This window comes from Labilibaculum antarcticum, from assembly GCF_002356295.1.
GTDB lineage: Bacteria > Bacteroidota > Bacteroidia > Bacteroidales > Marinifilaceae > Labilibaculum > Labilibaculum antarcticum.
Map to the genome: position 1 here is coordinate 562493 of NZ_AP018042.1, position 24278 is coordinate 586770.

General features: G+C 32.2%; 8 protein-coding genes, 1 tRNA gene and 1 pseudogene. 4 read left to right on the forward strand and 6 right to left on the reverse strand.

The annotated features are described in order from the left end of the window. Positions 1–16: 16 nt before the first annotated feature. From ALGA_RS02150 to ALGA_RS02185, 6 genes and pseudogenes are all read right to left on the reverse strand, one after another. Positions 17–3013, reverse strand: a complete 2997-nt coding sequence (locus ALGA_RS02150; RefSeq protein WP_096427736.1) for a SusC/RagA family TonB-linked outer membrane protein — start codon at positions 3011–3013, stop codon at positions 17–19. A gap of 249 nt (positions 3014–3262) precedes the next feature. Beyond that, positions 3263–3826, reverse strand: a pseudogene (locus ALGA_RS23320) (ATP-binding protein). Between the two features lie 414 nt (positions 3827–4240). Beyond that, entirely contained in the window at positions 4241–7339 is a 3099-nt protein-coding gene (locus tag ALGA_RS02170) for a glycoside hydrolase family 2 TIM barrel-domain containing protein (RefSeq protein ID WP_096427740.1), read from the reverse strand. 43 nt (positions 7340–7382) lie between these two features. Next, positions 7383–10535 carry a glycoside hydrolase family 2 TIM barrel-domain containing protein gene (locus ALGA_RS02175; protein WP_096427741.1) on the reverse strand — a complete coding sequence of 1051 codons (3153 nt, stop codon included), beginning with the start codon at positions 10533–10535 and terminating at the stop codon, positions 7383–7385. Position 10536: 1 nt separating this feature from the next. Next, complete coding sequence (locus tag ALGA_RS02180; RefSeq protein ID WP_096427742.1) at positions 10537–13137, reverse strand: fibronectin type III domain-containing protein; 2601 nt, start codon at positions 13135–13137, stop codon at positions 10537–10539. Between the two features lie 76 nt (positions 13138–13213). Next, a complete protein-coding gene (locus ALGA_RS02185) occupies positions 13214–14686 on the reverse strand; it encodes an arylsulfatase (RefSeq protein WP_096427743.1) in 1473 nt (490 codons plus the stop codon). 282 nt (positions 14687–14968) lie between these two features. Here ALGA_RS02185 and ALGA_RS02190 point away from each other — a divergent pair, with 282 nt between their 5' ends. The 4 genes from ALGA_RS02190 (at position 14969) to ALGA_RS02205 (ending at position 23728) form a co-directional block, all read left to right on the forward strand. Further along, positions 14969–19084 (forward strand): hybrid sensor histidine kinase/response regulator transcription factor, encoded by a 4116-nt coding sequence (locus ALGA_RS02190; protein ID WP_096427744.1) that lies wholly within the window; start codon positions 14969–14971, stop codon positions 19082–19084. A 1200-nt stretch (positions 19085–20284) separates the two neighbouring features. Continuing rightward, positions 20285–21829, forward strand: coding sequence for an ATP-binding cassette domain-containing protein (locus ALGA_RS02195; RefSeq protein ID WP_096427745.1), 1545 nt, complete (start codon positions 20285–20287; stop codon positions 21827–21829). A gap of 290 nt (positions 21830–22119) precedes the next feature. Continuing rightward, positions 22120–22204 (forward strand) — tRNA-Ser (locus ALGA_RS02200). Positions 22205–22513: 309 nt separating this feature from the next. Then, complete coding sequence (locus tag ALGA_RS02205) at positions 22514–23728, forward strand: site-specific integrase (RefSeq protein ID WP_096427746.1); 1215 nt, start codon at positions 22514–22516, stop codon at positions 23726–23728. Positions 23729–24278: the final 550 nt, after the last annotated feature.

Sequence of the window (24278 nt, forward strand, 5' to 3'; positions counted from 1 at the left end):
ATAAAAAAATTTAAAATTAAAAATTGACCTGAAATCCTACAGTAAATGATCGTGGATTAGGATAGGAATTTCTATCAACTCCAAATGTATTATTACCTGGTGTTGAATTAACGTCAGGGTCAAAACCAGAATACTTAGTAATTGTGAAAACATTTTGAGCACTAAAATATAACGAGGCATTCTCAAAAACACCAAATTTTGGTAATGTATAACCTAAACGAATATTCTGTAATCTTAAATAACTTCCATCTTCTACCCGAAGTCTCTGCTTACTAAATTCAGTTTCCCCTGTAAGTCTAGGGTATTTCGCAGTAGGATTACTTGGTGTCCAAGTATTATCAATTAATTTCGTTGATAAATTAGTTCTAATTATCTTAGTGCCCTCCAAATATGAAGAAGTTCCATTATATATTTCATTCCCTTGAACACCATAAAAGGAAAGATCTAATGATAGCCTTTTATAAGAAAAATTAGCGCTAACTGCATATGAAAAATCTGGATTAGGATCAAAAATAATTCCTAAATCATCACCATCTATTACACCATCTTCATTCATGTCAACTGCTCGTTCATCTCCTACAGATAAACCGTTAATTGGATTTCCATCACTATCTGAATAAGCATCTAGCTCTTCTTGATTCTGAATGATTCCATCACTAAAATAACCTCTTTGAACGCCTAACGACTCTCCTATTTTCCATGTTTGAGTAGCATCTCCAACTAAGCTAACAATTTCATTTTTGTTTAAAAATAAATCTGTTTTTATACTAGCTTTAAAATTATCGTTGTCTACTATACTAGTATTAGCCGAAATTTCAAATCCTTTATTTTGCAACTCCCCAGTATTTAATAATGCACTACTAAAACCAGAAGTTTCAATTAAACTAACACTTAAAAGAAGATCTGTAGTTGTTTTTTCATAGTAATCAATAGTTAAATCAACTCTCTTAAATAACTTAGCATCTAGGCCTATATTGATACTTTTGGTAGTTTCCCACCTTAAATCAGAATTCGCAAGTCTAGTTGCAGACACACCTGATTCAATAGCAGTTCCTACAGGATAATTAGCTAAACCAAAAACTGCCAATGATTTCTGTAGTCCAATATTTTGATTTCCTGTTTTCCCCCAACCTACTCTCAATTTTAATCTGTTAACTACATCTTTAGTATTTTCCATGAAATCTTCATTAGAAACTACCCAAGCACCAGATGCTGCTGGGAAAAACCCCCATTTATTTCCATCACCAAATCTTGAGCTACCATCATATCTGGCAGAAACAGAAACCAAATACTTACCATCCATAGAATAATTAACACGACCTAAATAAGATAACAATTGCCATTTATTTTTACTGGAATAAGGCGTTCCAAATTCAGATGCAGCATTAATATTATTATATTCAAATGCATCTGTAAAAAAATTTGTTGCAGAAACAGAAACAGATTCATAAGACTGTTCTTCATATGTTGTACCCGCAACTACATCTAGCCTATGCTTATCATTAAAAACATTGTTATAAGAAAAAATGTTTTCAGTCACGAAGTGAGAAGTGTTTCTATTCACAATAGAAGCTCTTCCATTTACCAATCCTCCGGTAATTGTTGTAGTAGGATTATAAGTACCTTGTTTATAGTTATTAAAATCTCCTCCGAAACTTGTTTTAAAACTGAAATTTTTGAAAGGCTTTACAGTTACGTTAAAATTTCCCAAGACATCCCAATTTCTTGCTCCATTTGTCAACTCATTTACCGTTGCCAGAGGATTTTCTATTCCCTGAGCACCAGGTAAGTTGTTAGCCGTATATGTCCCGTCTTCATTATAAACAGGTAATGCAGGCGACATTTTAATGGCTTGATTAATGGTTCCTCCCCCACCTTCACCAGAAGTGTTTTCTCCGGAATCGTTTGTGTTTTCATGAGTAAGATATACGTTAACTCCCGTAGTTAACCAAGGTGTTATATCCATTTGATTTGCTAAACGCACACCATATCTTTTATAATCACCACCTTTTATAATTCCCTGATGATCAAGATAGTTAAGAGAGACACTCGTACGGCTATTTTCAGTACCACCCGAAATATTAATTTGATGACTCTGCACATAACCAGTTCTGGTTATTTCATCAAACCAATCAGTTCCTTCTCCTAAAGATGATGGAGATGGTTGGGTTATAGAACTACCATTATAGAACACTTCACTTGGATCCGTACCTCCTGCAATCTCCCAATCTGTGAAGAAAGTAGCAAACTCATTCGCATTCATCAAATTAAGATCTGTACCAATATTTTCAACAGTAAATCTTGTAGAGTATGAAATTTTTGGCTTACCAACTTTTCCTTTTTTAGAAGTCATCAGAATAACCCCATTTGCCCCTCTAGAACCATAAATTGCTGTACTAGAAGCATCTTTTAACACTTCTATAGATTCAATATCTCCAACAGAAATATTATCTATATTATCTAAAGGTATACCATCAACAACATATAAAGGAGATGAACCACTATTTACTGAATTTTGTCCACGAATAACAATTGATGTACCACCGCCAGGAGCAGCTGAATTAGTTCTTACCTGCACACCTGTTGCTTGTCCTTGTAATGCTTGCCCAACAGATTGAACGGGTCTAACTGTAAGTTCATCACTACTGACAGATGATATAGAACCAGTAAGGTCGCTTTTTCTTTGCGTACCATATCCAATAACGACTACCTCTTCAAGTTTAGTAAAATCTTCTTGTAAGACTACTACAAGGTTTGTTTTTTCTCCTATTAAAATTTCTTGTGCAGTAAACCCTAAATAACTAAACACTAGGGTTTCATTCTTAGCTACGTCTATTGTGTAATTTCCTCCAATATCCGTGGATGTTCCAGTAAACGTTCCTTTAACTACGATGGATACTCCAGGTAAAGGAATACTCCCTTCATCGGTTACTGTTCCAGAGACTGTGTTTTGTGCCCACAAAGGGCCAAAATTAAAACAGCATAGAATAAATGTCATTAAAATCAATTTCATAGTTTAATTATTAAAATTTAACTTCATATAGGTTTTATGATTTCATTGCTGTAAATATAGTAAGTATTGAAATCTTAAAATTCTCAAATAAGGGGTCAAAATGTTGCTTTTTAGCTTTATCTGTAGGTTTCCACTTTCTATTCAAGTGTATTTGAGTCATTTTGCTGCAAATATCTATTTCTAGAGATTAATTTAACATATAATTATCATTAAGAATTTAGAATTCCAGTCCAACCTTTAGTTCTAATTTCAGTACCTAACTTCGCGTAATACTTTTATATCTACTGGGTATATTTCACCCGATGCTAAAGGGCCTGTATTAATAATTGAGGTTTTATCGTATTTAATTTCTACGATATCCAGTAGAGTTGTTCTCACAATTGCATTAAAACTATTCAATCCTAAATCATCAAGTATCAATAGGTCTGCCTTTTCAATCTTTATTAATAGCTTGATAAAAGTGCCTTCGGTTCTAGAGAGTCTAATATCATCAATAAATCAGCTATAATACAAGGTTGTGCAGCATCATGCAAGCTCGGTGTGCTAATGTTTGGGCAATATAACTCTTACCTTTTCCTTTAATCCTGTGATGATTAGATTCTCTTTTCGTTTTAAAAAATCAAATGATGCGAGGCGTTCCAGAACATTTCGATCAAGTGATCTACTTGTTGCATAATCAATATCCTCAACAGTGGCCAGATTTCTGAATTTGGCTGATACTTTTAAATTTGCGATTTTCTTATTGTATCTATATTCCCATTCCTGATCGACCAATAATGCAATAAGTTGATCGATTATATAATCTTTATACATTCCCGTTTGCAGGGAGTTGTAATAGGTTTCACTTTATCTGTTCTAACAGCTCTAGCTGTTAGAACAGATAAACTGAGTATAAGAATTTACATGTATTCATTTACCCCTTTTAATAAAAAAGTAAAAATTTTCACCATCTATGTTTTTTGGTTTTCGTAATTGACACAAATCTGCAAATGTTGGACAAATGTCATATAAAAAAAATTGCTTCCCAAGTACCCAATGACTTCCTATCGCAAGACCATTATCTGAAGTGAAAACAATAATGATATTATCATACAACTTTAAATATTTGAATGATATCACCAATTCGATCATCCAGATGGCTAATTAACCCATAATAATCGAAATAGATGCTCTTATAATTTCCAGCGTTCTTGGCCATGGAGCTAGAGTTTCATAACCAAACCTCATTTATTTAATCACAATCTCATCAATTAAAAGTCCTTTATCCTCAAGCGTTTCTATTTTTATAGTATTGGCTCCACGGTCTATTTGAATTGGAACTTTTACTTTATTCCAAGAACCGCCCAAATTGTCTGTATTTGGTAAGAAAAATTTATTTTCCACAACTTTACCATTTACATTAATTTTAATGAAAGTTCCACTAGCATTCTGTATTTTAGAACTATAACGAATATATAAATCTGCATTTCCTGCTCCACCATCATTTTCTTGATACCAGGCTACAGAAGCACCAATTTTTTTATCCATACTTACATAACCAGTACCGTTAAATTTTGCTCCTTTTGATTGAACCTTACCACTAATTATATTGGCATCCTCAGCCTGTTCACCAATTGGAGCATCATTCCTCGAGTTTTCATTCCAAGTAAATCCTTCGTTTTTTCCAAATCGCTCTACTAAAACTTGAATTGGGAGACCGTCAATAACTAGTAATGCTTTTACAGTAGTTTCATTGTCAATTTCGAAACTGGTTTTGTAACTCTTTGAATTAGTAGTTGGTTCGTCTCCATTTATTGTATAGAAAATTTCAATTTTTGGTTGAATTTTATTTCCTCTTAAATTGATAATTTCTGTATCGATACTTACCTTGTTAGAAGTAATTAATTTTTTCTCCCCTAAAATACAACTGGCTAAAAGGTTAATTTCTCCGGAATTGTCAGTAGATTCTATATAAGCACGTGTTAGTCCATAAAATGCTTTTCTATTATTTGGCCCCACATGTTGTTCAATATCCACTGGACTTCCGTTGTCTAAAGCTTTAATTTTTCCTGCTCCTATCACATTAAAATAGGTTCTATTTTCACCATAAGGATAAAACTCGCTTGCCTTGTCTGTAGTTGTTACCCTAACTTGTACAATATCATTTGCAGTATCTTCTAAAGATTCCCCATCAATGGATAATTTAATTTTTGAAGGTTCATTAGCCGTTTTTATAATTTCTTCTGAAACGATTTTATCATTCTTATACCCAACTGCTTTTAAAGTTCCTGGTTGCCATTTTACTAGCCACTGGCATTGCATTTTATCCCACTTTGTTCCTGGTTTTATTTTCCCTAATGATGTGTCATTATAAAACAATTCAACCTCATCACAATTAGAATATACCCAAACAGGAATTTCTGTTCCAAGATTAACTTTAGGATGTGTCCAATGTGGTAAGATATGTACCATTGGCTTGTTTGTCCATTGGCTTTGGTATAGATAAAATAAATCTTTTTTGAAATTTGCTAAATCTATGGCCCCTCCCATAAATGCTTTAAATGGCCATCCACCATGTACATATCCCGCTTCGCCTATATAATCATAACCTGTCCAACGAAAAGAACCAGAATATGCTGGAATATCGCGAAGTTGTGCAATATTTAAACGAGAAGATACACGTACAGTAGCATTATCATAACTTGAATTAAAAATTTGCTTTCTATTTTTTCTATCAAATTTATCAATCCAATCATTCGTAAACACTTCTTTTTCTGTTAAATCTGGCAATACATAAGGTTTTTGGTTTTTATTTGGAAAACCATCTCTAAACCATGTTTTTGTTCTGTAATAACCTCTCACCTGCCATGTATGTGTATTCTCAGTACCAATAAAAACCTTTCCTTTTTGATTAGCCTCTAAATTTTCTAAATAGCCCTTCTTTTCGCTACTGCCATTTACCCCTAAAACATTCATATATTCTGAACCTGAATGACCTGAAGTTACTGGCCGGGTTGGATCTAAAGTGTTACACGTTTCTACCAAATCTTTAGCAACCTCACCGCCTGTTTCATTACCAACACTATAAATGACTATAGAAGGATGATTTCTATCGCGTTTGATCCAATCGGTTAAATCTTGTTTCCACCAATCATTAAAATAACGTGCTCCATAATCATTTTTGGCTTTTTTCTTCCAACCATCAAAAATTTCATCCATTACGAACATCCCCAGTTCATCACAGATATCATAAAAAACAGGAGTTTGTGGATTGTGAGCTGTTCTAATGGCATTTACTCCCATATCTTTTAATTGCTGAATTCTAAAACGAAGAATTTTATTTGGCACAGCTGCTCCTAAAGCACCAGCACTTTGATGATTACAAACACCCTGTAACTTCACGTTTTCACCATTTAACCACATACCTGTTTCGGCTTTCCATTCAATATCTCTAACACCAAATTTAGTTTCAACAACATCTACTATTTCATTATTTAGTAGTAATTCGGTTTTTAATCTGTAGAGATACGGATTTTCTATTGCCCAACGATTAGGTTCTTTAATTACCAACTCTGTTTTAACAATTGAATCTGAATGTATTTTTATTTCATCTTTACTAGTAGCAACTGTATTTCCATTATTATCTATAACGGATGTGATTAATAACCCACTTTTAACTTTTAGATCTACATTAGATAAATCTGTTTCAACAAAAACCTTTTTACCCTTAGTTTTAATAAAAATTCCATTTCTAGAAATATGGGTTTTATTTTTTATATCAATCCAAGTATGTGCATAAATACCACTACCTGTATACCAACGTGCAGATGGTTGTTTATCATTATCAACGCGCACTGCAAAAGTTATTTTATCTGATTTTTGCACAATCTCACTAATGTCATAAGCAAAAGAAGTCCAACCATACGGTCTCGTTCCTAGCTTTTGTCCATTGGCCCATACTGTACTATTCATAAACACACCATCAAAAGCAATATCAACGTATTTTCCTTTCCATGATTCTGGAACAGAAATGGTTTTTCTATACCATCCAAAACCTGCTGGCAAATAACCACACCCGTCTCCCATGGGGTTATTTTCCTCATACTCACCTTCTATACTCCAATCGTGTGGTAAATTTAAAGTTCGCCAAGATGCATCATCAAACATAACCTGCTGTGCTTCAGCTACATCTTTCTGTATGAATTTCCAATCTGTATCAAAACTTAACCGTAATCTAGTATTTATTTGTTCAGAATTAGTTTTGCATCCTAGTAGTACAAAACTAATTACACAAAAAAGGGCAGCATATATTCCGATTTTTTTACAATTATTAATATGTTTAGACATAGAGTTCTATTATTACAAAAGGATTTTCACTTTAACAATTTATTTATTTTTCTGCTTTTATAGCCTCAATACTATAGCTATAACTTAAATCTCGAGCTTTGATCTGATATTTATCATGAGCCATTCGACCCCAACTGTTATCACCACCAACACCCATTTGTTTATAATCTATATTAATGTTTACCAAATCTCGTTTTATAATATCCGTGGTATGACGCTGAGCCTTTACATTACCTGCATCAAAATCGTCATTATATTGATGATGTGCACTAAATGAAATTAGATCTGTAGCTATTACTTTTATCCCATTACCTTTTTTATTTGTTAACGATACCCAACGTGTATCTGTTTTGTATCCATTTTCTTGCGGACGAATGTATGGGAAGTACAAATCTTCAACAGATGCTTTATACAAGCCTACCAATGCCGATGTATTACGATCTTGATAGTTTTCGTGAGGACCTCTTCCAAACCATTTTACATTGCTAAATTCATTTTTCACAATAAAATTATTTCCAAATCTTGGTAACACTGGTAATTCAGAATCGATGCCTGAAATACTTGTTTTAATTAAAATTTTACCTTTAGCATCAATTGTATAATCAATAACTAAATTTCCTTTAACGTCTTTTAAATTATACTTTGCTGTTACAACAATATTACTAGTTGCATTTTTAATGGTTTCTAAAGATTCTAATACTTGGTTTTTTGAAGCCTCTTTCCAAACAGCTAGTTTTTTTGGCATTTTAAACCCAAAATCATTATCGGTAGTTGCTCTCCAGAAATTAACTTGAACACCTCTTAATAATATATTACCATAACCATAATCTAACGATGTTAACTCACCACTGGTTTTGCTAAAGGACATATTAAATCCGTTACCAGTAATTTGAATAGACGATTCTTTTGTGTTTAATTTTAAAGAACCATCATTCTTAGAAAACACTGTTTGAGCATTTGGTCTTGCCAGCTCAAATTGCTCATAAGCAACAATATGACCATTTGGCACTAAATCTGTAGCGGTTTTAGTTGTTGCATACACATTTACATGATATTCTGCAGTTGCATCATATAGCTTAGGTAAATTAATTTTTACTTTTCTAGAAGTATAAGGAGCCACATTTAAAACTGGCAACGTACCGTTTGCTATTTCTTCACCATTTTTCAACAATCTCCAAATAAAATCAAAGGTATTTAAGTTGGTAAAATCATATCTATTTTTAATTTCTATCTTTCCTTTCCTGATGTCTACATTCTTAAACTTGATGTATTGATATACTTTTTTTACTTCGTATAAAGCAGGATGTGCTGTTCTATCAGGATTTACAATACCGTTTAAACAAAAATTTTGATCATTTTGTAAGTCAGCTCCTCCTAGATCGCCACCATAAGCCCAAAATTCTTCACCTTTTTTATTTTTGGACAAAATGCCTTGATCTACCCAATCCCAGATAAAACCGCCTTGCATAATATCGTACTTTTCAATCACATCCCAATAATCTTGTAAATTACCGGTACTATTCCCCATGGCATGTGCATATTCACATTGAATTAACGGGCGTGTTGGATTGTTTTCTGCATACTGTATCATACGTTGTATGCTCCAGTACATAGGTGCTTGAATATCCGAATTAGTATATTTAGTTGCACCTTCATATTGCGTTAACCTAGTGGTATCTTCTTCTTTTAACCAAGCGTAAGTGGCAAAAAAGTTTTCTCCATTTCCAGCTTCATTACCTAGGGACCATATTACAATAGAAGGGTGATTTTTATCGCGCTCAAACATTCTTACGGTTCTATCCATATGCATACCTTTCCATTGTGGTAAATAGGCTGGATGAATTTTTTGTGCTTTTATGTTTTTGTCTAAACCTTGGTTGGTTGTTCCCATACCATGAGTTTCTATATTAGCTTCATCAACCACATAAAATCCATATTTATCACACAATCTATAAAAATGTGGATTTTTAGGATAATGACTACAACGAATTGCATTTAAGTTGTTTTGTTTCATCACTTCTAAATCTAACAAGGTTAATTCTTCAGAAATAACATGGCCTTCAGTATCACTATGGTCGTGAAGATTTGCTCCTTTTAACAATACAGGTTGACCGTTTACTAAAAACTGATTGTTTTTAATAGCAATGTTTCTAAATCCAACTTTTATCGCAGTTGATTCACCATTTACACTTAGTAAAAGTGTATATAAATTAGGAGTTTCGGCATTCCATTTTTTTACATTTGGAATATTTTTTTTGAACTTAATGCTTGTTCTTCCTTGCTTTAATTCTACTTTTTTTGTTTCAGCAAAAACTTCTATATTCCTATCAAACAACTGAAATTTCACTTCTTTCTCAACGATTCCATCTGTATGATTATCAACTTTTAAATCTACCTTAAAAACACCATCTTTATAATCATTTTCTAAATCTGATGTTACTCTAAAATCTCTTAGGCTTACTATATTAGTAGCATACACATACACATCACGTTCAATACCGCTCAATCTCCAAAAATCTTGATCTTCCATATAACTTGCATCAGACCAACGCAATACTTGCACCGCTAAACTATTCTTACCTTCTTTTACAAAATCTGTAATTTTATATTCGGCAGGTGTTTTGCTTCCTTCATTATAACCTAGCATTTTACCGTTTAACCACACATACATAGCGCCACTAACCCCTTCAAAATGAAGATAAATATCTTTACCATTCCAATCATCAGATATTTCAAAATCTCTTTTATAACTACCGTTGCTATTTATATTGTGAGGAATATAAGGTGGGTTTGGAGGAAACATATAGGTTCTGTTGGTATATACAGGGATTCCGTGTCCTTTTAACTCCCAATTTGATGGCACCGTTATGGTATCCCATTGTTCGATATCAAAATCTGTTTTATAAAAATCAGCAGGTCTAGCTTGTACACTATCTGCATAATAAAACTTCCACGTTCCATTTAAGGATTGATATAGTGGCGAGTTTTTCCAACTAACATGCTCTAATGCCGATCTTTCATCTGCATACCTATAAAATGTAGCTGTTGGTTCTTCTCTATTTATTTGAAATATTTCTGGGTTTTCCCATTCTGGATTTTCCCATTTATCAGCTACATAAATAGGTTTTGTTTCTACTTGACTATTACAAGAAATAAAAGAAACAATCGTGATGAGAATGATTAAATACTTATTCATTTTATTTTTTTATTATATACTGATTTACAATAGCACTTTCAATCTGTTTGCCATCCTTTATCAAAAAGGTCTTAATAGCATAATTTGAGTTTTCTTTTACTTTTGAATTTGGAATAAACACTTGAAAAGAGTTTCGCTTTTCTTCTTCTGGGATTCCTAAAATCTTAATATCCTCTACATTTAAATAAGAAACATTGTTAATGATTACTCCATAAGAATCTTTAGGCTTTAGGCTCATTTCATTTAAATTCACCCTAACCAAATAGCCATCTATTTGAGTTTGTATGAATTGAATATTCATTTTGTTTTTATTTTGTAAAGAAAAAGCCGTGGCTATGTTTGGGTAAAAATTACTTTCGCCTACTTCTGTAACCGATTTTACGGTATAATAGTATTGTTTATTCTCCACTATAGAATTGTCGACATAGACACTGTCTTGTACACAGCTAGCTATTTTGGTAAACTCATGTAATTTTTCGCCTCTATAAACATTGTAACAAGTATTGCTTAATACTATATCTTGAGCAAACCATTTTACCTCAATACTATTTGATGTCTTTTTGATTGCCGATACATTTCTTGGACTTAAAGGTACTCTTGATGATACCAAAACCGTTTCTTTTTCTGAAGCAACTCCTGTTCCTAATCCATTGTATGCCGTTACAGAAAATTGATAGCTTGTGTTATCTTTCAAGCCCTCAATTCTATATCCATAAACATTGTTCGTATTTATTGATATATCCTTCCCTTCAGTATTGATATAATTTATTAAATAACCTGTTGCACTAGCTACACTTTGCCAAAAAAGTGTAACAGTATGATCTCTTCTTGAAACTTTGAATATTTTTGGCTTTATAGGCAATTTATACCCTAACGAAACACGCTCTGAAAAAACACTATTTATTTTGCTATTTAGTGCTTCTACTCTAAAAAAATATTTTTTATTGAGAATCAGATTTTTTATCAAAAAACTATTTTCAGCATCTACCTCAATGGTCTTGTTTATATGGGACACCTCTGTTCCGTAATGAATCTTATAGCCAGTAGCATTTGGTACAACTCCCCATTTTAACAAAACACCATCTTTTTCTACAGTTGCTTTATATATACAAGGTTGTTGCAATTTATATTCATCCGATCTCCATTTGCTTACAGAAACACTATAAGGCTTTACCATAATGGTTCCGTTTTCATATACCGTATGATGAATATCTGTATCTTTAGTAGCTAATGAATTTCCTGAAATATATGCTGTCCTTAATTCTTTTTGAAGCACAGCTCCATTGATTTTTACTTGAAACTGATTAGACTCTCCACTTCTATTGGTAATGACTAGATAATTATACCCGTTGATTCCTTTGTATGTTTGAGCAAACATTCCATTCACTTTTGTACTTTTCAGACCTTGTACTTGAACGTTATTAACAATAGAAGTCTCATACAAATAATTGGAATTATTGGTTGCTTCGTGATATATTTTATAAGCCTTTCCTTCTAAATTCCTACGAATTCCCGTTAGTAGCGTATCTGTATCAATTTCTATGTGATTTTCAAAAGCATTTTCAATGATCTTGTTTTTATCCTTTAATGGAGTGTATTTACTACTTATTTCATGTACTCCTACATATCGAGTATTGGTATGCTCCAACTGTCTCATTACATACTCTATATTGTATACACTCTCATAAATTCCGTTTAAAGGTTTGTTCCAAACTCCAAACTCGGTAATTACCATAGGGACATCTTTCCATGTATAAGCTTCGATGTCTTTCATTGCAGAAGCAGAAGTAGCCTCTAACAACTTTGAATTTGCTCGTTGGTATGCTTGTTCTACAGTTTCTTTCTTTCCCGTATGTGGTGCATATGAATGTTTCGAAAACACGTTCCAATAAGCTCCGTTCTTTTTTTGAAATTGATTAATTTCTTTCATAAAAGTCCACACCCCGTCCCAAGTATAATTCAGCGCTAATTTTGCTTCAGGAAAAATTTGTTTAATAGCCTCGGCATGAGCTTGCATTTTTGCAGCGTAGTCATAGCCATCGTTCCACCAATAACGATTTCTGTTAGGAACGTAAAAGTAAGGTTCGTTACAAAATTGCCACGTTTCTACTTTTATGTTGTTGTTCTTACAGAATCTAGCCAACTCTAAGGTCATTTTTGGAGTGTCGGTAAATCCATTTACGGTGACCACCAACTTTCCATTTACCTCACTTAACAGCTGATATAAATCTATAATTCTATGTGCTCCTTTTGTTTCTAAAAACCGATGTCCTTTTAAAAAAGACTTTGGATGATCGAACATGGCAATATAATCCAAATCATACTGTCCTGTAGCACTGCTAAAAGCATCCCCCATAGTTCCAGAAAAGTAACGCAACCAACCTGGTTTTAGTTCTTTTACAACTTCTATAAAATCTGGATGAGTATAACTCCAAACTTTATCAGCAATTCGTACATTAAAACCACTTGCACCTCTTTTTATAGCATGTCCTTGGGTGGTATCTATCTCAATAAATTTCACATCTTGAGCAATTACTCCGGTCACTTGTAACAAGCATACTATAAGAACAAGCTGTATCTTTTTTGACATTTTAATTTTCATGAAGAACTTAAATTGCAAAAATCCATTAGATCTAGTTTTTTATAAAAACTACACCCAATGGACTTTTTATTTTCACTTAAAACGAAACCTGATCGAAAGTAAATATCTCAGATGGAGTTCTGGCTTCTTTTAAGATACGCTCCATATCTTTTACTACTTTAGGATATTTTTCGGCTACATTATTTTCTTCTCCTAAATCTGTAGAAAGATCATACAATTCAATCGGTGCATCAGGATGCTTTAAAACATTATACTTTACAGCTTTCCATTTCCCTTTTCTAATCGCTTGCCTTCCTCCATTTTCATGGAACTCCCAGTACAAATATTCGTGTTGTTTTTGTTCTTCTGATTTGTTTAATAATGTTGGTAAAAAAGAAATACCATCTAAATTATCAGGAACATTTACTCCAGCTATTTCTGAAAATGTTGGAAAAACATCCCAAAATGCAGAAATCAAATCTGTTTTACTACCAGCCTGTATTTTACCTGGCCATCTTACCATCATAGGAATACGAATACCACCTTCGTATAAATCTCTTTTAAATCCTTTAAGAAGTCCATTACTATCAAAATATCTAGGATCTGCACCACCTTCTGTATGCGGGCCATTATCTGAAGTAAACACTATAATAGTATTATCTTCTATTCCCAAGGCTTTCACTTTATCCATGATTTCCCCCACTTGTTTATCCATAATTTCTATCATAGCAACAAAAGCAGCGTGTCCTTCCTTTTGAGACTCATAATATCCCAATCTATAATTAGGCCCATCATCCGTACCTTTAAATTGCTTTTCAGGCAAATATTTACCTCTGTATTTAGCCATAATGGAATCTGGCGCAATTAATTCGGCATGTGGGATAATAGTTGGCACATACATAAAGAAAGTTGTGTCTTTATTTTTTTCTAAAAACTCAAGAGCTTTTTCTTGAATTAAATTTGGTGCATATTCTTCTCTTTTGTGTCCCGAATTACCCTTTAAAACTATAGAATCTCTATTTGACCACAAATGGTACGGATAATAATTATGACCTAAACGCTGACAGTTATACCCGTAAAAAACATCAAACCCTTGCTTAACTGGATCTCCTTCGGAACCTGGATAACCTAAACCCCATTTACCAAATGCACCCGTTACATAACCTCCTTTTTTAAGGGTTTCGGCTAAAGTATAAGTATCATCAGGTATTGGATATTGACCTTCTGGTTGAATTTCTTTATTCCCCCTAACAGGTGTATGCCCCGTATGCATACCTGTCAGCAAAGCAGACCTCGATGGTGCGCATACTGTACTACCTGCATAATGTTGTGTGAAAACCAGTCCTTGTGAAGCAAGTTTGTCAATATTCGGAGTGCTAAATTGTTTTTGGCCGTAACTACTCAAATCTCCATAACCAAGATCATCAGCAAGAATATAGATGATATTTGGCTTTTTCTCGTTTTCATCAGCTAAAGCCAATTCTCCACCTGCTTTATTGTATTTAATCGCACATGAGAACATACACATGACAGCAATAGCTGATAATAAAATTTGAATACCTTTTTTCATATATAGTTATATTTGAATTTCACTAATGTGCTATAAAGTTTAACACATCAGTAAATTCAAATATACAGTTGAAATGAAAAATAAAAATACCAAAAGCGACCTATAAATGTTGCACTACAGACCAATCCCTCTAAAACATTGAAAATGCAACATTACACCCCCTATTTGTCAGCATAATTACCCCTAAAAATAATCAGCAAGGCTAAAACATTCAGTAAACTTATGTACTTTGCTTAAAATCTCACATCAGTCTATTATGCAACATTCTTAGTTAGAATATTTATGGAAACTTTTAAAATCATAAAACTGTTTAGAAATCTCTTTGTCTTAACAACCTTACTATTAACTTCATTAACCATATTTTCACAATCTAAAACAATTAATTTTCGTAAATTAGATATTCATGGTGTATTATTTAATGCAAACGTTAGCACCTTGTTTGAAGATAGTTTTGGGTATTTATGGATAGGTAGTAATTCTGGCTTATACAAATATGATGGTCACAACATTACCGAATATCAAAATGATGTGTTTAATCCTTATTCTCTTCCAAATAATAATATAAATTCAATTTTTGAAGATGATTTTCATAATTTATGGATAGGTAGTGAAAGCTATCTAATTACCTATAATAGAAAAAAGAACAAGTTTAAAGGCTTCTTAAAAAACAAAACTTCTATTGTTAAGAATATAACTAAAACTGGAAATATATGGGTTAGATTAGAAAATTATGGCTTGCTAAAAATTCAAACTAATGAGGATTTTAACAAAATAAATTTAGTATCTGAATTTACTCCTAAAATAAGTAAGGATATTTACAAAATAGAGAAAACTGTAATTGCATTAATTGAAGATCGCTTGGGAAGAAATTGGATTGGAACAAATGAGGGTATTTTCATTCTAAATGCGAACGGCAAATTCACTCCTACAAATTTTAAAGAAAAAATTGTAGGCATGAAACTTTTTGGTAATAATCAAATTATAACCATTACCCATAATGGCATGTATATTTTCGGGTATAATAAATCGGATAGTAAATTAGAAATTCTTGAACATTATCCAAATATTTTAAATAATTTCAACTCAAATGCCACCTTAAGTACAATAGCAATTAACAAGAAAAACAATGCCCTTTGGATTGGTACAACAGATGGATTAATAAAAGCCAATAGAAAAAATAATAAATATCATTTTTCCTATTATTCAAACCATGCTAATAACATTAACTTATTAAATAATAATATTACATCTTCAATCTTTGATACATATGGAAATCTTTGGGTTGGATCATCAAAAGGGGTAAATAAATATTTGGAAAGAACATCACTTTTTGAATATAATCAAATCACTACCGATAACAAATTAGCTAGCAATTTATATAGTGAAAATTACAGACATCTTTTAGTAGGGATGACCAATGGTCTATATAATTATGACAACAAAACTAAAACCAACTTAAAAATTGAAAATGATATTGGAGATGTAAGTATTATTAACAAGAGCTATGAAAAAAAAGAATTTTTTATAGCCGATAAATTAAGCATCTATAAGACTCAAAATTACAAACCTGATAAAACTAAGTTTGATTTAATGAAAATTAAAACTTACTCAAACAGAATTAAAGACATAGTCCCTATTAACAAAAACGAAGTATGGGTAGCAATTTGGGAACAAGGCATAGACATTATTAACAATGAAAATCCCTTGTCTGAATTTAAAAAACAAATCCGAGACAAACTAAAAAACAATCATACTTCAACACTTTTATTAACTGGAGAAAATAAATTATGGATAGGCACTAGAGGTGAAGGATTATACATCGTAGATTTAGTTAATGAAAATTACAAACACTATCTACCAACATTAGAAAACGGTTTAACCTCTAATGCTATTTTAACTCTTCATGAAGATAAAAGTGGGAATATTTGGATAGGAACCAGAGGTGGTGGTTTAAATATGTATGAAAAAAAACTAAAAATCTTTAAAAACTTCAATGATACCAATACTGCTAGTCCTAAAATTATTTCTGCAATAGAAGAAGATATTAATGGTAATATTTGGATGAGTACTAGAGATGGTATTACGATGCTAAATTTAACAACAAAAAGATTTATGCCTTTTGGTGTTGAAGATGGAATAAATGAAAATCAATTTGTATTTAACTCTAGTAGTTCTAATGCACAAAAAACTATTTTATACTTTGGTTGTTCGGATGGTTTTTATAGTGTATTCCCACAAAAACTAAGCACTCAAAATATTTTACCTTCTACAGTTATAACAAGTTTTTCTACACTTGGTAAAACCTTTAATAACAATTTAAATAATACTGCAAATACGTCAAACGAAATAAATATATTTTCTGACAACCCAATTATTTTACCTTATGACCAAAATAACATTGCAGTTAACTTCTCCTCTTTAGACCTAACTGCACCAAATAAAAACGAATATGCTTATAAATTGAAGGGACTTAATAATTATTGGGTATACACCAGTGCGTTTAATAGAAATGCCAATTATAACGATCTTGCCCCAGGAACTTATACCTTTATGGTTAAAAGCTCTAATAGTGATGGGGTCTGGAACGAAGAACCATCAAAAGTAACCTTCACCATAGCCCCCCCCATTTGGAAAAGCACTTGGGCCATTTTAATCTATATTTTAATAGTATTATTAATAATATATATAAATGCCCTATTAATTAGAAGATGGTATTTATTGAAGAAAAATTTGGTGAGAGAAACCATAAGTAGAGAAAAAGATAATGAGCATAACAAAATGAAAATGGCTTTCTTTACAGATATTTCTCATGAGTTAAGAACGCCATTATCCCTTATACTTGGAACCATTGAAAAAGTAGTCAAAGACAAAGAGTTTACTTTAAATCCCTTAAGTTCTCAGCGTATTTACAACAACGTACTAAGGATGCATCGCCTTATCAATCAAATTATGGATATAAGAAAATTTGATGAAGGAAAACTTCAATTAAATATCTCAAGAAATGATATTATAAGCGACATTAAAACCATCAAAAACGCCTTTAATGATTTCGCCAACAATTCGAATATAAAATATGATTTTATATCAAAAGAGAAAATACTTACAGGCTGGTATGATGTGGATATTTTAGAAAAAATACTTTTTAATCTTCTATCAAACGCCTTTAAGTATACTAAGGAAAAAGGAGAAATAACCGTGACATTAAGCCTTATAAAACCAAAAGAGCCCTCAACTGATGAGCATAGTTTAAATGGTAATAAAATAAAATGTAGTGTTAGGGATAACGGTATTGGTATTCCAAAAAAGGATTTAAATTATATTTTTGACCGCTACTACCAAGCAACAAAATCACAAAGAAAACAAATTCCAGGAACTGGTATTGGCATGGAGCTTGTTCATAAACTAATTGAAAGGCACCATGGCAACATCATGGTTGAAAGTGAAGAACATGTTTATACAGAATTCACCTTTTATCTTCCAATTTATAAAAACAGATACCAGAAAAATGAGCTTATGGATAAAGGTATGCCGTTAAAGAGAAATTTCATTAAAGCTTCAGAATTTCAAGTTATCGACAAACCATCTAATGATTTTATTAACATTGAACAAAAAAAACAACATAAAAAATCAAAAATTCTTATTGTAGAAGACAATGATGATTTAAGACAAATGATTAAAGAAGAATTAAGTACAGAATTTAACATCATAGAAGCATCAGATGGAAAAGAAGGTTATGAAGTTGCATTAGAAGAAAAACCAGATCTTATTATAAGTGATATTTTGATGCCCATACAGGATGGTATTTCGATGCTTAAACAAATTAAGAAAAATCCTGAGTTTAATAACATTCCAATATTTATGTTAACGGCTAAAAACTCTAGCGAATCGAAAATTGAATGTTTGAGTCTTGGAGCTAATGATTATATAGAAAAACCTTTTAGTTTAGATTTTTTAAAATGGAAATTAAAAAACACTTTTAAAACAAGACAAGACCTTAAAGTTAAATATAGCAAACTAATAACTACGGCTCCTATAGATATTCAAGTAGATTCAAATGATGAGAAATTTATAAAAAAAATCATTAAAATTATTGAAGACAACATGAATAATAACATTTTGAATGTTGAATTTCTAGCATCAGAAATAGGTATGAGTAGAGCAAATCTTTACAGAAAAGTGCAAACAATTTTAAATGATACACCTATAAATTTCATTAAAACCATTAAACTAAAAAGAGCCGCACAATTATTAGAGCAAAACAAAATGTACATTTCTGAAGTTGCTTACATGACCGGTTTTAATAATCAAAAGTATTTCAGTAAATGTTTTAATAAAGAATATGGGATAAGTCCAACCGAATACATTAAACAAAGCGAAGTAACCAATAAAGAAAGCTAAATCAACATTGATTAATATTATGATCGAAACAACTCTATTTTTTATTTTATATAGATCATTACTAAATACCAAAAGACATCTTTATTAAGTACGAAAAAAAGGCCCCCAAATATTAAAATTGCAGAACATCTAAATAGATACATTAAAACCGTAGAATAGCAGCTTAATAAGCTGCTATGGCTTATTACGAATAACAAAAACTCCTATTTAGATTAGAGCTAAATCATAATTGAAAATGTTTCTATTCTTTTTTTTCCATTTACTACCTATCAGTCAAAATAGTAATCTTTAATCACTAAGCAAAATTGGTATTTTTTTTAGAGCTATCTTAACCTAAGATACTAATATGAGGTTCATTCCTTTTTGTTAATGAAGAAATCGTATTAAATCCAATAATTGGTAAAACAAGCAATGTGATGACTAAAGAGTCTAAAGATATACCCGATTTTTTACAAGGCCAAAACGTTTCTTGATCTTACTATATCCTTAAATTTCAAGATGAGAAATAAGGAAGTCTGGTCTGATCCAATTTTCTCTAAATTTGATTTTTATTTCTTTAGTTTTAGAGATATCTTCGCGTAGTAACATGTTTTGTGTTTTTTGTCTAGTAATCTAGTAGTTACAATAAAACCATGGCTTGCCTTGGCTACATGCTACTTTTATTATGCCTATAATATTCTAATTATCTGGGTGTGAAACTTGAGTTAAATAATTTCTATTTTCTGAAATTATATCCGAATAAAATGCAACAAGTTAGAGAAAGAAAAAACGATAGCTTTTTAAAAGATAAAAAGCTATCAAGAGAAATTCATTTAATTATTACTATAGAACCATTTATTTATAAAGATACATCCTATTACTGCCCCTTTCTTAAAACATTGCTGTACTCTCAAGGGAACATAAATAATCACACCACTATAAACGACTGTAAATCAAGCTCTTTTATTTAATAAACTCACTCTCTCCGCCATGCAGAAATGCAATAGAAGAAAAAGGTGTGGCATTCGCTATAGATTAGAAAGGTTGCAAACGGATCAATTCAAATTCCATATAGAGTAATTTTATGTGCCCCTGAAAGCTACAATTCTCTGCCATCAACATAGTATACTCAATTTAATAGCTGACTTTTTCGTCACTCCAACACAATAAAATCCAAGACAAAAATTATCTTTACTTCTCTAAAAATTTAAAGCACTATTAATGAGCAATAAAACCGTAATTTCCTTTACAAACGCATATGTGCAATATCTTAATCAGATTCTACTTGAAAACATTAGTCTTACTGTTAAATCGGGTGAACAATGGGCCGTAATCGGAGAAAGCGGCTCGGGGAAAAGTGCTCTTTTAAAAACAATTGCAGGCAAATTCCATATCTCAAAAGGAGAATTCACACATCCATTTCTGGATGAAAAAGCTAAAAAAAAGAAACAAGTTCTCTTTACCTGGAAAAATTTAATCAGTCAGGTTTCGCCAAAGCATAACTTCACAAATCTATCCAACACCACCATTTTTTACTACCAACAACGCTTTAACTCTTCCGACTCGGAGGACACTTTAACCGTTGAGCAGTTTCTTTCACAAATAGAATCATCAACTTCGGCCATAACATGGACGTTAAATAAAGTAATGAATCGCCTGCATCTTCAAGAATTGAAAGACAAACATCTGATTAAACTTTCCAATGGAGAAACAAAAAGACTACTTATCGCCAAAGCATTACTAAAAAATCCCTCTCTGATCCTATTAGACAATCCACTCACCGGACTCGATATAGATACACGAAAGGATATCAATAATCTGATCACTGAAATATCAGAATCTGGTATTAGTATCATTATGGCGACCTCACCAAACGAAATACCAGAGGCAATTACTCACATTGCTGTTCTTGAGGATGGAAAAATCGCAAAAATCCTTCCCCGATATGAATTCAAACCGGAAAATTTACATTTCTCAGCCATATCGGAAATTGATAGCCAAGAACTAAAAAAACTACTGGCGTCAAGCAGGCAAGAAAATTTTGAAAACATCGTTAAAATGAAAAATGTAGTGATTAAATATGGTGAAAACACCATTCTTGATCATGTAAACTGGACTATAAAGCAAGGTGAACGTTGGGCATTACTTGGCCACAATGGCGCGGGAAAATCAACTTTACTAAGCTTAGTCAACGGAGATAATCCGCAGGCATATGCCAACAACATATCTCTTTTTGATGTAAAAAGGGGAAGCGGTGAAAGCATATGGGATATTAAAAAGAAAATCGGTTTTGTCTCTCCTGAATTCTTTCAATACTTTCCTAATGGAAATTCTTGCCTGCAGGTAATTGAATCAGGTTTTTACGACACATTAGGTCTCTTTCGGAAATCAAATCCTGGAAAAGTTGAAATTGCAAAACGATGGATGGAACTCCTAGAAATTGAGAACTCTGCCACCAAACTATTCAAAAATGTATCGGCAAGTACTCAACGATTGTGCTTGCTTGCCCGTGCGCTGGTAAAAAATCCGCCATTGCTGATTTTCGATGAACCAACTCAAGGCTTGGACAGCCATCAACAAAATAATTTCAAATACATTATTGAAAAAATATGTGAACACAGCAATGTAAGTTTAATATATGTGAGCCATTACTATCACGACATACCGAAAAGTGTTCAAAACATTTTAAAGTTAGAAAAGGGAAAACAAATTGAATATTTAGAAAAGGACATTTTACAAATTGAAAAAACGGGGTTCAATCAGTAAGATTTGACCAATAATACCGATTGGATAAATTCGTAGCCTACATCTCGCCATGCTAAACATAGCTTTCTACATTTATTCCATAGGTATTAGACCACGTTTTTTCTCGCTCTCCATGGCTCACAAATTATTTAAAATGGTCTAAAAAGCACATCTATAGTTATTTCCAAAAAACAATGGATAACCTAAAAAAATCGTTTGACGGTTCTCAATCATTTTTCTCATAATATCTTTTGTAATCAACTATTTTGTTCTATTTTTGTCCCGCACAATTATCCTATTGGATATCATCTGGAGGGATGACAGAGTGGCCGATTGTGCATGCTTGGAAAGCATGTGTACCGCAAGGTACCGGGGGTTCGAATCCCTCTCTCTCCGCAACTTAGGAATCATCCTAAACCAAAAGACTGTAAATCTACTGATTTACAGTCTTTTTTGTTTTTCCCCTATTCATTCTACTACAAATAATATCAATAGGAGTAAGAACTCTCCGGTGAACAGATTTCAAAATCCACTTTGTTCACCAAAACCAATATAACAAACTGTATCAAAACAGGTTAAACCGCACAAACTTCAAAAATAAAATTTTAATTGTACTTGATTTTTAGTAAATTTATTAAACATCATTCAATAATTAATCAAAATTCTGAAAAATTCACATTTAGTATGAATTGATTTTATTAAAGCATGAACACCTTTTCAGCACTTAATATCAGTTTCTTAATTAGAAAGAATCGCTCTAATAAACAGGGTGAGGCTCCAATCTATATGCGTATCTCTGTAGATGTGGGACGTGTGGAAATTGCAACTGGCAGATACATTAATTTCCAAAATTGGAATAGCAAATTGAATAAAGCTTTTCCTAAAAAGAAAGGTGGTATTCAAATCAATCAATTTTTAGATGCTCTTAAAAATGCAATCTATGAGCATCATACTGAAATGGTAAAAAATGGTGAATTTATTTCTGCTAAAAAATTGAAAGCTCGGTTTCTTGGCCTTGATGAAGACAAAAAAACTCTGATACAGGTATTTGAATACCATAACAAGCAAATTTCAGAGTTAATCGGCATTTCATATGCTCCTGCTACTATTCAAAGGTATATTACGACATTAGATCATATTAAGAGTTTTCTGAAACATCAATACAAGCTAACGGATATTGCTTTATTCCGGATTAAGTATTCATTTATAGTCGATTTGGATCACTATTTTAAAACAGTTCGGAAATGCAATAACAACACCACTTATAAGTATATCAAAAATTTAAAAAAAGTAATTAATATTGCGATCAAAAATGATTGGCTAAACAAAGATCCTTTTGCAAAATACAAATCAACTTTAGTTGACGTAAAAAGAGAATATCTAAACAAGGTAGAATTACTAAAACTTCAAGACTTAAAACTATCGACACCTCGATTAGATATTGTTCGGGATATATTTATATTCTCCTGCTATTCAGGATTAGCATATATTGATGTTACAAATCTTACAACGAATAACATTAGAAATGGTATAGATGGTAATCTTTGGATTATTACACAACGAAAGAAAACCAAAGTACCTTCTAACATTCCTCTGCTTCCAAAAGCAATACAGCTAATTGATAAATACAAATTGTTCCCTGCAAAAAAAACAGAGGAGCATATTCTCCCACATTTGAGTAACCAAAAATTAAATGCTTATTTAAAAGAACTGGCAGACTTGGCTTCTATAGACAAGAACTTAACCTTCCATATAGCCAGACATACTTTTGCAACTACAGTAACCTTAGCCAATGGTGTGCCTATTGAGTCTATTAGTTCTATGCTTGGTCATAAAAATATTAGAACTACTCAAATCTATTCGAAGGTGGTCAATGAAAAAGTCAGCAAAGACATGAACAAACTCAGAAAAATATTATAATTTACTTGACCCATTCCACTACCATAGAATAAGATTGTTCTCCCATTTTAACTCCTCCCCTTTTTAATATTCTTTTACTATACAATTTCTAAATAGAGACCACCGGGATGTTATTAAGGTTTTGGTCGCACCAAAACATAAACTTGCTTAGTACATCTTCAAAGTGATAACTTAACCTGTAAATGAATCAACCATTTTATTTTCATCTTATTTTCATACAAGGAGGCCTTCATACTTGCGTAAGCATCCCTTTTTAATTTCAGGTCATGAATTGCCAAAAGGAAACGGAATAAATGGCCTGTGCGCCGGCTGTGAAAATCATTTCAATGTGTTTTAAGCAGGCTTGGCAATGGGCTTTGTATTTTGCAGAATGCAATCAATACAAAGCTCTTTGCTGCCTGGCCTGTGCGTAAGAAAAAAACGCTTTGAAATGATTGAGCGCGTTTATGCCGAACGCTTTTGTCAATCCACGGCCGATTCCAACTTTGCTAACGCATGTATTAAGGTCTGTATCTTACAATTTACTACAATCTTACGCCATTATTCTAAT